This is a genomic window from Ramlibacter sp. bp-362 (assembly GCF_054956735.1).
In genome coordinates, this window is the sequence record NZ_JBUDXE010000002.1 from 54,671 (window position 1) to 67,052 (window position 12,382).

Annotated in this window: 10 protein-coding genes; 4 read left to right on the forward strand and 6 right to left on the reverse strand. The window is 72.1% G+C overall.

Annotation, left to right across the window (positions count from 1 at the left end):
* Positions 1-30 precede the first annotated feature (30 nt).
* The gene (locus ACY0MJ_RS02790) at positions 31-1,632 is read right to left on the reverse strand and encodes a glycerol-3-phosphate dehydrogenase/oxidase (RefSeq protein WP_462636749.1); all 1,602 of its coding nucleotides are present in this window, start codon (positions 1,630-1,632) and stop codon (positions 31-33) included.
* On the reverse strand, positions 1,629-3,125 hold the full coding sequence (gene glpK / locus ACY0MJ_RS02795) for a glycerol kinase GlpK (RefSeq protein WP_462636750.1): 1,497 nt from the start codon (positions 3,123-3,125) through the stop codon (positions 1,629-1,631). The genes ACY0MJ_RS02790 and glpK overlap by 4 nt, the downstream gene beginning before the upstream one ends.
* A 51-nt stretch (positions 3,126-3,176) precedes the next feature.
* Here glpK and ACY0MJ_RS02800 point away from each other — a divergent pair, with 51 nt between their 5' ends.
* Positions 3,177-4,328, forward strand: coding sequence for an esterase-like activity of phytase family protein (locus ACY0MJ_RS02800; protein WP_462636751.1), 1,152 nt, complete (start codon positions 3,177-3,179; stop codon positions 4,326-4,328).
* 2 nt (positions 4,329-4,330) lie between these two features.
* Complete coding sequence (proC, locus tag ACY0MJ_RS02805; RefSeq protein WP_462636753.1) at positions 4,331-5,152, forward strand: pyrroline-5-carboxylate reductase; 822 nt, start codon at positions 4,331-4,333, stop codon at positions 5,150-5,152.
* Positions 5,153-5,292: 140 nt separating this feature from the next.
* Here proC and ubiA read toward each other — a convergent pair whose 3' ends face one another.
* Genes ubiA through recG form a run of 4 tightly spaced genes read right to left on the reverse strand, consistent with a single transcriptional unit; the run spans position 5,293 to position 10,129 of the window.
* On the reverse strand, positions 5,293-6,150 hold the full coding sequence (gene ubiA, locus ACY0MJ_RS02810; protein WP_462636754.1) for a 4-hydroxybenzoate octaprenyltransferase: 858 nt from the start codon (positions 6,148-6,150) through the stop codon (positions 5,293-5,295).
* Complete coding sequence (locus ACY0MJ_RS02815) at positions 6,147-7,091, reverse strand: Dyp-type peroxidase (RefSeq protein ID WP_462636755.1); 945 nt, start codon at positions 7,089-7,091, stop codon at positions 6,147-6,149. The genes ubiA and ACY0MJ_RS02815 overlap by 4 nt, the downstream gene beginning before the upstream one ends.
* Complete coding sequence (locus tag ACY0MJ_RS02820) at positions 7,088-8,041, reverse strand: LysR substrate-binding domain-containing protein (protein WP_462636756.1); 954 nt, start codon at positions 8,039-8,041, stop codon at positions 7,088-7,090. Before ACY0MJ_RS02820 ends, ACY0MJ_RS02815 begins: the two co-directional genes overlap by 4 nt.
* A gap of 9 nt (positions 8,042-8,050) precedes the next feature.
* Complete coding sequence (gene recG, locus ACY0MJ_RS02825; RefSeq protein WP_462636757.1) at positions 8,051-10,129, reverse strand: ATP-dependent DNA helicase RecG; 2,079 nt, start codon at positions 10,127-10,129, stop codon at positions 8,051-8,053.
* 56 nt (positions 10,130-10,185) lie between these two features.
* On the opposite strand from recG, the gene queA reads away from it, so the two are divergent.
* Both queA and tgt read left to right on the forward strand, forming a co-directional pair.
* The gene (gene queA, locus ACY0MJ_RS02830) at positions 10,186-11,214 is read left to right on the forward strand and encodes a tRNA preQ1(34) S-adenosylmethionine ribosyltransferase-isomerase QueA (protein ID WP_462637089.1); all 1,029 of its coding nucleotides are present in this window, start codon (positions 10,186-10,188) and stop codon (positions 11,212-11,214) included.
* A gap of 2 nt (positions 11,215-11,216) precedes the next feature.
* Positions 11,217-12,377 carry a tRNA guanosine(34) transglycosylase Tgt gene (tgt, locus tag ACY0MJ_RS02835; protein WP_462636758.1) on the forward strand — a complete coding sequence of 387 codons (1,161 nt, stop codon included), beginning with the start codon at positions 11,217-11,219 and terminating at the stop codon, positions 12,375-12,377.
* Positions 12,378-12,382: the final 5 nt, after the last annotated feature.

Genomic DNA, 12,382 nt, shown 5'->3' on the forward strand with positions numbered 1-12,382 from the left:
CTTGTCAAACGGGTCCTACAGGAGACCCGCTCAGGCGGGCATCTTCATATAGGAGGAGGCCAGCTCCCGGAAGGCCGCGGCCTGCGGGTCCACGCCGGTCTCCTGCCTCAGCAGCTCGCCGACCTCCGCCGCCAGCGACGCGGCCAAGGCCGCGTCCAGGAACAGCAGGCGGATGCGCCGGGCCAGCACGTCCTCCACGGTCCGGGCGTATTCGTGGCGCGCAGCGAAGCGGACCATGGCCTCGGTCAGGCCGCCGCCGAGCTGCCGCCGCGCGCCCGGAAGGGACTCCACCTGGGCCGCTTCGGTTCCGTAGAGGTGCATGCCTGGCGCGGCGCTGATGGGAGTGGTGGGGGCGCCGGACGAGGGCGCACCGACCACCGGCAAGTCGGCGGTCACTCCGCCCGCGCGCCTTTCCAGCAGCCCCGCGTCGAAGCACTTGTCCAGAACGTCCTCGGCCATCGCGCGGTAGGTCGTCCACTTGCCGCCGGTCACCGTCACCAGGCCGCTCTTGCTCACCAGCACCGTGTGCTCGCGGCTGAGCGACTTGGTCGGCTCGCCCTCGTCGCCGACGGGCTTCACCAGCGGCCGCAGGCCGACCCAGAGGCTGCGGATGTCCTCGCGCCGGGGCGCGCGGACCAGGTAGCGGGCGGCCTCGCCCAGGATGAAATCCAGCTCCTCGCGGAACGGCCGGGGCTCGCGGGCCAGGTCGCCGCGCGGCGTGTCGGTGGTCCCCAGGATCACCTTGCCCATCCAGGGCACCCCGAAGAGGACGCGGCCGTCGGCCGTCTTGGGCACCATCAGCGCGTGGGTGCCGGGCAGGAAATCCCGGTCGACCACGGCATGGACGCCCTGGCTCGGCGCCACCATGGGCTGGACCGAGCGGCCGAGCGCCTGCGCGTCCTGGCGGCGCAGCTCGTCGACCCAGACGCCGGCGGCATTGACGATGCAGCGGGCCCGGACCGTGAAGGCGCGCCCGCTCTCCGCGTCGCGGCATTCCAGGCCCGTGAGCTTGCCGCCGGCATGCAGCAGGTTCGTGACCGCGCAGTAATTGAGCACCAGCGCGCCGCGCGCGGCGGCCGTGCGGGCGAGCGCCAGGGCCAGGCGGGCGTCGTCGAACTGGCCGTCCCAGTACTTCACGCCGCCCTTCAGGCCCTCCGGGCGGGCGGTCGGCAGGCAGGCGAGCGTCTGCCGCCGGCCCAGGAACTCGGTCGAGCCCAGGCCGGCGGAGCCGGCCAGCGCGTCGTACATCTTGAGGCCCATGCCGTAGAAGGGCGTCTCCCAGATCTTGTAGGAAGGCAGAACGAAGGGCAGCGGCTGCGCCAGGTGCGGCGCGTTGTGCAGCAGGGTCGTGCGCTCGTGCAGCGCTTCCCGCACCAGGCCGATGTCGCCCTGCGCCAGGTAGCGCACGCCGCCGTGGACCAGCTTGGTGGCCCGCGAGGACGTGCCCTTGGCGAAGTCGTGCGACTCCAGCAGCACCACGCTCAGCCCGCGGGCGGCCGCATCGAGCGCCACGCCCAGGCCGGTGGCGCCGCCGCCGACCACGGCCAGGTCCCAGGTGCCGCCGCGCGCCAGGCGCGCGAGCAGCTCCTCGCGCCGCGTGGGGGCGGCGGGTGTTCCGGTCGCCGCGCTCAAGATCGGGCCCAGCCCTTGGCGCGCTCCACCGCCTCGCGCCAGCGCGCGAGCTTGGCCAGCCGCTGCGGCTCGGGCAGGCGCGGCTCGAAGCGGCGGTCGACCTGCCACTGGGCCGCGATCTCGCCGGCGTCGCTCCAGAAGCCGGTGGCCAGCCCCGCGAGATAGGCGGCGCCCAGCGCCGTCGTCTCCGTCACCCGCGGGCGCACCACCGGCACGCCCAGGAAATCCGCCTGCATCTGCATCAGGAGATTGTTGCGCGAGGCGCCGCCGTCCACCCGCAGTTCGCTCAGCGCGATCTGCGAATCGCGCCCCATCGCGGCGAACACGTCAGCGCTCTGCAAGGCGATCGCCTCCAGCGCCGCGCGCGCGATGTGGGCCCGGTTCGTGCCGCGCGTCATGCCCACCAGCGTGCCGCGGGCGCGCGCGTCCCAGTCGGGCGTGCCCAGGCCGGCGAAGGCCGGGACCAGGTAGACGTCGCCGCTGTCCGGCACCTGCGCCGCGAGCGACTCCACTTCGGCCGCCGACTGGATCACCCCCAGGCCATCGCGCAGCCACTGCACCGTGGCGCCGGCCATGAAGACGCTGCCCTCCAGGCAGAAGGCCAGGTTGCGCGGGCCGGCCGGACCGCGCCAGCCCACGGTGGTGAGCAGCCGGTTGCGGCTCGGCACGCGCTGGCCGCCGGTGTTCATCAGCATGAAGCAGCCGGTGCCGTAGGTGTTCTTCGCCATGCCGGGCGCGAAGCAGGCCTGGCCGAAGGTGGCGGCCTGCTGGTCGCCGGCGATGCCCGCGATGGGCAGCGCGGCGCCCAGCAGCGAAGGCTCGGTGACGGCGATCTCGCCGCTGGAGGCCACCACCTGGGGCAGCACCGATGCGGGCACGCGCAGCAGCTTCAGCAGCTCCGGGTCCCACTCGCCGGTGCGCAGGTTGAACAGCATGGTGCGCGAGGCGTTGCTGGCGTCCGTGGCGTGCACGCGGCCGCCCGTGAGCTTCCAGACCAGCCAGCTGTCGATGGTGCCGAAGGCCAGTTCGCCGCGTTCGGCCCGCTGCCGCGCGCCCGGGACGTTGTCCAGGAGCCATTCGAGCTTGGTGCCGGCGAAGTAGGCGTCGATCAGCAGGCCGGTCTTCTGCTGCACGCGGGCCGCGTGGCCGCGCGCGCGCAGTTCGTCGCAGCGGCCCGCCGTGCGCCGGTCCTGCCAGACGATGGCGTTGGCGACCGGCTCGCCGGTGGCGCGGTCCCACAGCAGCGTGGTCTCGCGCTGGTTGGTGATGCCCACCGCGGCGATCCCGCCGGCGCCGCCCACCTGCTCGATCGCCTCCAGCGCCACGGCATGCTGTGTCGCCCAGATCTCGCGGGCGTCGTGCTCCACCCAGCCGGGCTGCGGAAAGATCTGCCGGAACTCGCGCTGCGCCAGCGCCGCCACCTGGCCGGCGCGGTCGAACACGATCGCGCGCGAACTGGTCGTCCCCTGGTCGAGGGCCAAAACGTAGTTCATGGGGGCGCAGCGTAACGCATGGCCGCGTCGGCGAGCTAGACTGCCGCTCGCATGCCCCGTCTGCCCGCCGCCCCGCTGTCCCGCCGCGCGCTGCTGCGCGGGGCGGCCGCGGCCTGCGCGGCGACGCTCGCCGGCTGCGCGCTGCGCGCCCAGCCGCTGGAGCCGCCCCCGCCCACGCGCCTGCGCCTGATCGGCGAATCGCGCCTGCCGCACGCGATGGAGTTCCAGGGCACCACGGTGGGCGGCCTGTCGGCGATCGACTACGACCCGGCCAGCGGCCTGTGGCTGGCGCTGAGCGACGACCGCTCCGAGCGGCAGCCGGCGCGCTTCTACCGGCTGGAAGTGGACCTGCGCTCCGACGGCCTCGTGGTGCAGGTGCAGGGCGTGGTGACGCTGCGGCAGGCCGACGGCCAGCCCTTTCCCAAGCGCGCCACGCGCGGCCAGGTGGTAGACCCGGAAGCCCTGCGCCTGCTGCCCGGCGGACGCTCGCTGCTGTGGACCAGCGAGGGCGACGCGGGCGTGAACCAGCCGCCCGCGCTGCGCGAGGCGGCCGCCGACGGCAGCTTCGTGCGCGCCTTCGACGTGCCGCGCATGCTGCAGTTCGGCCAGCGCCCCGGCACGGGCCCACGCTCGAACAACACCTTCGAAGGCCTCGCGCTCACGCCGGACGCCACGACCGCCTGGGTCTCCATGGAAGCGGCCCTGCAGCAGGACGGCCCGGTGCCCGGCGTGGGGCGACCCGGCGGGCCCTGCCGCTTCACCGCCTTCGACGTGGCGAGCGGGCGCGCGCTGCGCCAGGTCGCCTACCTGCCCGACGCGGTGCCCATGCCGCCGCTGATCCCCGGCGGCTTCACCGACAACGGCGTCGCCGAGATCCTGATGGTCGACGCGCACCGCATGCTGGTGCTGGAACGCGCCTACAGCCTGGGCATGGGCACGTCGATGCGCCTGTACGAGATCGACACGCGCGAGGCGAGCGACACGCTGGCCCTGCCGCAGCTGCGGGAGGACGCGTTCCGGCCCGCGGCCAAGCGCTTCGTCGCCGACTTCCGGCAGCTGGGGCTCCCGCGCCTGGACAACACCGAGGGCATGTGCTGGGGCCCGCGCCTGCCCAACGGCCATCGCAGCCTGGTGGTGGTCAGCGACGACAATTTCAGCGCGCGGCAGATCACGCAGTTCGCCGCGTTCGACTACGGGGAATGAACATGGACGACAGCAGGGACCGCATCGCCTTCATCGGCGGCGGCAACATGGCCAGCGCGATCATCGGCGGCCTGGTCCAGCAGGGGCTGGCGCCGGGGCGGGTGAGCGTGGTGGAGCCCCAGGCCGAGGCACGTGGTCGCCTGCGCCAGCAGTTCGGCGTCGCCGCCGAGGAACACGCCGGGCCGGCGCTCGCCGGCGCCGGCCTCGTGGTGTGGGCCGTGAAGCCCCAGACCTTCAAGGAAGCGGCGGCGCAGGCGCGGCCGCACGTGGGTGGCGCGCTGCACCTGAGCGTGGCCGCGGGCATCCGCTCCGACAGCATCGCCGCGTGGCTGGGGACCGAGCGCATCGTGCGCGCCATGCCCAACACGCCGGCGCTGGTCGGCAAGGGCATGACGGCGCTCTATGCGCGCGCCGCGGCCGGCGCGGGCGACCAGGCCCGGGTGGAAGGCGTGATCGCCACCACCGGCGAGTTCCTGTGGGTGAAGGAGGAGCGGCAGCTCGATGCGGTGACGGCGCTCTCGGGGTCCGGGCCGGCGTACGTGTTCTATTTCCTCGAGGCGATGACCCAGGCCGGCGCGGAGATGGGGCTGGACGCCGAACAGGCGCGGCGGCTCGCCATCGGCACCTTCGCGGGCGCCTCGGAGCTGGCGCGCGCCTCGTCCGAGCCGCTCGCGACCCTGCGCGAGCGCGTCACGTCCAAGGGGGGGACGACGCATGCGGCGTTGACCTCGCTGGAAGGGGATGGGGTGAAGGCGGCGTTCGTGAAGGCGATGCACGCGGCGTGCAGGCGGGCGGAGGAGTTGGGCGACGAGTTCGGGAAGTGAGGCGGGCGGTGGGGTTCGCTGCGCTCACCTTCCGGCGGCGCGCCGCCGCCACCCTACGGGGGATTGCGGCGCAATGGGTCGGAATTCGCGGGAATTCGCCGAATCCGTAGGGTGGTGGTGAGCGCAGCGAACCCCACCGCTCACCCGAGCGCGTACCCCGCGACGGTTCCCGCAAACAAGGTGAACCCGAACCAGTGGTTCAGCCGGAACGCACGGAAGCACCCTTCCCGCGACCGCTCGCGGATCAGCGTGTAGTGCCAGCCCGCCTGCGCGCCGGCGGCTGCGAGGGTCGCAAGCACCACCACCGGCGCCACGCGCGAGGCCATCACCACCGCCCACACCGCCAGCGTCGCCGCATAGCAGCCCATCACCACCGCCACGTCCGCGCGGCCCAGCGTGATCGCCGAGGTCTTGATGCCGATGTGCAGGTCGTCGTCGCGGTCCACCATCGCGTACTCGGTGTCGTAGGCGAGCACCCAGAACAGGTTGCCGAGCAGCAGCACCCAGGCGAGCAGCGGCACGCGCGCCTGCACGGCGGCGAAGGCCATCGGGATGCCGAAGCTGAAGGCGATGCCCAGCACGGCCTGCGGCATGGAGACGTAGCGCTTCGCGTAGGGATAGGCGACCGCGATCGCGAGCGCCGCGAAGGACCACGCGATCGCCGCCGCGTTGGTGGTCAGCACGAGCAGGAAGGCGAGCAGCGCCAGCACGGCGCCGAGCACCAGCGCCTCGCGCACCGACACGGCGCCCGTCGTCACCGGCCGTTGCGCCGTGCGCTTCACGTGCCGGTCGAACTCGCGGTCGGCGACGTCGTTCACGCAGCAGCCCGCGCTGCGCATCAGGATCGTGCCCAGCGTGAACACCGCGACCAGGTGCCAGCCCGGGAAGCCGCCCGCGGCGATCCACAGCGCGGCCAGCGATGGCCACAGCAGCAGCAGCCAGCCCGCCGGGCGATCCCAGCGGACCAGGTCCAGGTAGAGCCGCAGCTTCCCGGTCATGCCACGCCGAGGCCCAGCCGGCGCAGGTCCAGCCGGCCGTCGCGCATCGGCGGGCACCAGAAGTAGGCGCCCGACACCGGCTGCGAGATCGAGAACATCGCATCCACGATGCCGTCGTCGCGCCCCGCCATGCGGTGCATCTGCTGCTCGAAAGCCTGCAGCGACTTGCCGAAGGCGACGAACATCAGCCCCGCGTCCATGCCTTCCATCCAGGGCATGGAGCGGCGCAGCACGAAGGCCTCGGGGTCGAAGCTCTCCTGCGCCGTGCGCTTGACGTGCGCCGTCTCGGGCGCGTCCTCGATCTCCTCGTTGTCCGCGAGCCGGCGGCCGATGTGGTGCTCGCGCACCTGGTCCTCCAGCGCCTCGAAGGCGTCGAGGTCGTGCTTCCACTGCTGCACGGCGACGAAGCTGGCCCCGTCGAGGCCCTCGCCCTGGCCGTGCGTGAAGGCGGCCGCTTCCGCCTCGTCGCCCTTGGGGTTCTCGGTGCCGTCCTCGAAGCCGGTCAGGTCGCGGCCCAGGCCGCTTTCCGTCGGCGCGTGGCGGAAGGCATTGACGGCACCCTGCGCGCGGAAGGCCGGCGCCAGGGCCTTCTGCACCTTGCGCGTGAGGTGCAGAAGGTCGCCGAGGTCGGAGCCGCGCAGCCAGCACCAGAGCGTGCCGGGCGTGGCCGGCACGCGCACCTCGCCGCGCGAGAAATCGGGGAATTCGTGCAGGCCGGGAATCTCCGCGCCCAGCGCGCGCACGAGCGCCGGGCCGATGCCGACGACGACGTCGCTGCCGTCCACCAGCGGCGTCACGCGCGTGAGCGCCTCGCGGATCGCGGCGGCGTCGACGCCGCGATCGGCCAGGTCGAACACGACGTAGCGCGCCACCGGCGGGATGGGATCGAAGATCCCGGGCTGGTAGGGCTTCTCGGCGGGAGTGGGGCTTGCTTCTCTCATGACAGTCTCTTCACGCCCGGCAGTTCGCAGGCGTAGATGGCGTTGCGCAGCGCGGCGATCGCCTCGTAGCGGGTGAAGCTGCGCCGCCAGGCCAGCACCACCCGCCGGCTCGGCGGATCGCCCTCGAAGGGGATGTACTTCACGAAGGCCTGGTCGTCGTTGCGCCGGCGCGGCTTGGCGGCGAACGCGTCGCGGGGCACGGACAGGCGCGGCACCAGCGTCACGCCCATGCCGGCCGCGACCATGTGCTTGATCGTCTCCAGCGACGAGCCCTCGAAGCTCTTGCGGATGCCCTCGGCGTCGCTGGAGAAGCGCGCGAACTCGGGGCAGACCTCCAGCACGTGGTCGCGAAAGCAGTGGCCGGTGCCCAGCAGGAGCATGGTCTCCTGCTTCAGTTCCTCCGCCGTCACGGTCTTGCGCGCGGAAAGCGGATGGTTCGTCGGCACCGCGGCGAGAAAGGGCTCGTCGTACAGCGGCGCGATCGCCAGGCCGGTATCGGGGAAGGGCTCGGCCATGATCGCGCAGTCGATCTCGCCGGTGCGCAGCATCTCCAGCAGCCGGACGGTGAAGTTCTCCTGCAGCATCAGCGGCATCTGCGGCGTGCGGGCGATCGCCTGGCGCACCAGGTCGGGCAGCAGGTAGGGGCCGATGGTGTAGATCACGCCCAGGCGCAGCGGGCCGGCCAGCGGGTCCTTGCCGCGCTTGGCGATCTCCTTGATCGCGGCCGCCTGCTCCAGCACGCTCTGTGCCTGGCGCACGATCTCCTCGCCCAGGGGCGTGACGGAGACCTCGTTGGCGCTGCGCTCGAACAGCTTCACCTCCAGCTCATCCTCGAGCTTCTTGATCGCCACGGACAGCGTCGGCTGCGAGACGAAGCAGGCTTCGGCGGCGCGGCCGAAGTGCTTCTCGCGCGCGACGGCGACGATGTACTTGAGCTCGGTGAGCGTCATTGCTTGCGGCTATGCCTTCAGGTATTCGGATTTTCCACCCAACCACCGGGCCACGTGTTGCGCCGCCAGCCCCGGATGCCGGTCCAGCATCTGCGGCGCCAGGGCGCGCGCCCATTCCAGCAGCGGCGCGTCGGTCACGAGGTCGGCGAAGCGCAGCAGCGGCGCGCCGGACTGCCGCGCGCCCAGGAACTCGCCGGGCCCGCGGATCTCCAGGTCGCGGCGCGCGATCTCGAAGCCGTCGCTGGTCTCGGCCATCGCCTTCAGGCGCGCCCGAGCGGTCTCGCCGAGCCGGCCGTTGTCGCCCGCGGAGTACAGCAGCACGCAGGCCGAGGCCGCCGCGCCGCGGCCCACGCGGCCGCGCAGCTGGTGCAGCTGCGACAGGCCGAAGCGCTCCGCGTGCTCGATCACCATCAGCGAGGCATTGGGCACGTCCACGCCCACCTCGATCACGGTCGTGGACACCAGCACGCCCATCCGGCCGCTGGTGAACAGCTCCATGACGGCCTTCTTCTCCGGCACCGGCATGCGCGAATGCAGCAGCCCCACCAGCACGCCGGGCAGCGCCTCGCTCAGGGCCGCGTGCGTGGCGGTGGCGTTGGTCAGGTCCAGCGTCTCGCTTTCCTCGATCAGCGGGCAGACCCAGTACACCTGCCGGCCTTCGGCGAGCTGGCCGCGGATGCGCTCCACCACTTCCTCGCGCCGGCTGTCGGAGATCAGCTTGGTGACCACGGGCGTGCGTCCCGGCGGCAGTTCGTCGATGGTGGAGACGTCCAGGTCGGCGTAGTAGCTCATGGCCAGCGTGCGCGGGATGGGAGTGGCGGACATCATCAGCAGGTGCGGTTCGAGTGGATCCCCGCCTTCGCGGGGACGGGTCTTGCCGCGCAGCGCCAGCCGCTGTTCCACTCCGAATCGATGCTGCTCGTCGATGATCGCGAGCGCCAGCGCCTTGAACTGCACCTGCTCCTGGATCACGGCGTGCGTGCCGACGACCAGCGCCGCCTCGCCGCTGGCGACCAGTTCCAGCATCGCGCCGCGTTCCTTCTTGCGCTGGCTGCCCGTGAGCCAGGCGACCCGCAGGCCGCGCGGGGCGAGCAGCGGTTCCAGCCAGCCGATCAGCTTGCGGAAGTGCTGCTCCGCCAGGATCTCGGTGGGCGCCATCAGCGCGCACTGCCAGCCCGCGTCGATGGCGATCGCCGCCGCCAGCGCCGCCACCACCGTCTTCCCGGAGCCGACGTCGCCCTGCAGCAGGCGGTGCATCGGCCGCGCGAGCGCCAGCGCCTGCGCGATCTCCTCGCTGACGCGCCGCTGCGCCCCCGTCAGCTGGAAAGGCAATGCGGCAAGCAGCTGCTCGTGCAGGCCGCCTGCACGGGGCGTGAGCGCCGGCGCCTGCAAGGCATCGTGCGCGCGCCGGGATTCCTGCTGCGACAGCTGCTGCGCCAGCAGCTCCTCCGCCTTCAGGCGCAGCCAGGCGGGATGCGTGCGGTCCTCCAGCGCGGCCAGCGACACCTCGGGCGCGGGATGGTGCAGGAACTGCAAGGCCTGCCGCAGGCTCCAGCGGGTGGCGTTGCCGGGCACCGGCGGCGCGTCGGCGGGGATGGTTTCGGTGAGGTCGGCCCGCGCCAGCCCGCTGGCCACCGCCTTGCGCAGGTAGGCCTGCGGCAGGCCGGCGACGGTGGAATAGACCGGCGTCAGGGCCTCGGGCAGCTCGCCGCCCGCCACCTTGTACGTGGGGTGCACCATGGTCCAGCCCAGGAAGCCGCCCTTCACCTCGCCGCGGATGCGCAGGCGCGCGCCCGGCGCCAGCGCCTTCTGCTGCGAGGGATAGAAGCTGAAGAAGCGCAGCTGGCAGGTGTCGCTGCCGTCGTCCACCGTCACCACCAGCTGCCGGCGCGGGCGGTACTGCACCTGGCTGTCGGTGACGACGGCCTCGATCTGCACCGTGTCGCCCTCGCGGGCCTCGCGCAGCTTGACGATGCGCGTCTCGTCCTCGTAGCGCAGCGGGATGTGCAGCGCCAGGTCGATGTCGCGCGCCAGGCCCATCTTGCGAAGGGCTTTCTGCGGCTGCGACAGGGCCTGGGCTTCCGGCATGGGACAATTCTGCCTTGCTCGACAACTTGGAACGGGTCCGTCCGGCCCTCAAGCGCATGCGCCACTTCTCCCTCGGCGATTTCGACTTCGCCCTCCCCCCCGAACTGATCGCCCAGCACCCGGCTGCCGAACGCAGCGCCTCGCGCCTGCTCGATGGCACCGGGCCCGAGCCGGCCGACCGCATCTTCCGCGACCTGCCTTCGCTGCTGCGGCCCGGCGACCTGCTGGTGTTCAACGACACGCAGGTGGTCAAGGCCCGCCTGTTCGGCGAGAAGCCGACCGGCGGCAAGCTGGAACTGCTGGTGGAGCGCGTGCTCACCGGCCGCGAGGTCGTCGCCCACATGAAGGTGAGCAAGAAGCCGCCGGTGGGCACCGAGCTGCGCATGGACGGTGGCTTCACCGCGACCCTGCTCGGTCGCTGGCCGGAAGACGACGGCCCGCTGTTCCGCCTGGCCTTCAGCGACGAGCCCCACGCGCTGATGGAGCGCCACGGCCACGTGCCGCTGCCGCCCTACATCACGCATGCCGACACGGCGGAGGACGCGCAGCGCTACCAGACCGTGTTCGCCCGCAACCCCGGCGCCGTGGCCGCGCCGACGGCGGCCCTGCACTTCGACCAGGCCGTGCTGGACGCGCTGGAAGCGCGCGGCGTGCAGCGCGCCAGCGTGACGCTGCACGTGGGCGCCGGCACCTTCCAGCCGGTGAAGGTGAACGACATCGCGCAGCACCGGATGCACAGCGAGTGGTACCAGGTGCCGCAGTCCACGCAGGACGCCATCGCGGCGCTGCGCGCCCGCGGCGGGCGGCTGGTCGCCGTCGGCACGACCACGGTGCGCACGCTGGAGTCGTGGGCGCGCAGCGGCCAGGCGAGCGGCGACACCGACATCTTCATCACGCCCGGCTTCGACTTCCGGCAGGTGGACCTGCTGCTCACCAACTTCCACCTGCCCAAGTCCACGCTGCTGATGCTCGTGAGCGCCTTCAGCGGCTACGAGCACATGATGGACCTCTATCGCCACGCGGTGGAAAGCCGCTACCGCTTCTTCAGCTACGGCGACGCCATGCTGCTCGCCCGCAAGACCTGAACATGCTCCAGTTCGAACTCCTGAAAACCGAGGGCCTCGCCCGCCGCGGCCGCCTCACCCTGAACCACGGCGTGGTGCAGACGCCGATCTTCATGCCCGTGGGCACCTACGGCACCGTCAAGGGCGTGACGCCGCGCTCGCTGGAGGAGATGGGCGCGCAGATCATCCTGGGCAACACCTTCCACCTGTGGATGCGCCCCGGGCTGGACGTGCTGAAGCAGTTCGGCGGCCTGCATGCCTTCGAGCAGTGGAACAAGCCCATCCTCACCGACTCCGGCGGCTTCCAGGTCTGGAGCCTGGGCGAGATGCGCAAGATCGCCGAGGAAGGCGTGAAGTTCGCGTCGCCCGTCAACGGCGACCGGCTGTTCCTCACGCCCGAGGTCTCGATGCAGATCCAGACCACGCTGAACTCCGACATCGTGATGCAGTTCGACGAGTGCACGCCCTACGACACCAAGGGCCACGTCACGACGGAAGCGGAGGCGCGCTTCTCGATGGAGCTGTCGCGGCGCTGGGCGCTGCGCTGCCGCGCGGAGTTCGAGCGCCTGCGCAACCCGAACGCGCTGTTCGGCATCGTGCAGGGCGGCATGTTCGAGAACCTGCGCGAGGAATCGCTGGCGGCGCTGGTGGAGATGGACTTCCCCGGCTACGCGATCGGCGGCGTCAGCGTCGGCGAACCCAAGGAGGACATGCTGCGCATCATGGCGCATACGCCGCACCGGCTGCCCGCGCACAAGCCCCGCTACCTGATGGGCGTGGGGACGCCGGAAGACCTGGTGGAAGGCGTCGCGCAGGGCGTCGACATGTTCGACTGCGTGATGCCCACGCGCAATGCGCGCAACGGCCACCTGTTCACGCGCTTCGGCGACCTCAAGATCCGCAACGCGAAGCACCGCAGCGACGAGCGCCCGCTGGACGAGACCTGCACCTGCTACACCTGCAGGGGCCACGCGCGTCCGGACGGCAGCGTGAGCGGCGGCTTCTCGCGCGCCTACCTGCATCACCTGGACCGCTGCGGCGAGATGCTGGGGCCGATGCTGGCCAGCATCCACAACCTGCACTTCTATTTGAACCTGATGCGGGAGATCCGCGAGGCGCTGGATGCGGGGACCTTCGCCGAATTCGCGCGGGCGTTCCGCGCGGACCGGCAGCGGGGGGTGTAGCGCGG

Bases quoted from the DNA above. Each gene is read 5' to 3' on its own strand.
- proC (WP_462636753.1), top strand. From the start codon at position 4,331: ATGGACGACAGCAGGGACCGCATCGCCTTCATCGGCGGCGGCAACATG.
- glpK (WP_462636750.1), bottom strand. From the start codon at position 3,125: ATGAACTACGTTTTGGCCCTCGACCAGGGGACGACCAGTTCGCGCGCG.
- recG (WP_462636757.1), bottom strand. From the start codon at position 10,129: ATGCCGGAAGCCCAGGCCCTGTCGCAGCCGCAGAAAGCCCTTCGCAAG.
- ACY0MJ_RS02815 (WP_462636755.1), bottom strand. From the start codon at position 7,091: ATGAGAGAAGCAAGCCCCACTCCCGCCGAGAAGCCCTACCAGCCCGGG.
- tgt (WP_462636758.1), top strand. From the start codon at position 11,217: ATGCTCCAGTTCGAACTCCTGAAAACCGAGGGCCTCGCCCGCCGCGGC.
- ACY0MJ_RS02800 (WP_462636751.1), top strand. From the start codon at position 3,177: ATGCCCCGTCTGCCCGCCGCCCCGCTGTCCCGCCGCGCGCTGCTGCGC.
- ACY0MJ_RS02820 (WP_462636756.1), bottom strand. From the start codon at position 8,041: ATGACGCTCACCGAGCTCAAGTACATCGTCGCCGTCGCGCGCGAGAAG.
- queA (WP_462637089.1), top strand. From the start codon at position 10,186: ATGCGCCACTTCTCCCTCGGCGATTTCGACTTCGCCCTCCCCCCCGAA.
- ubiA (WP_462636754.1), bottom strand. From the start codon at position 6,150: ATGACCGGGAAGCTGCGGCTCTACCTGGACCTGGTCCGCTGGGATCGC.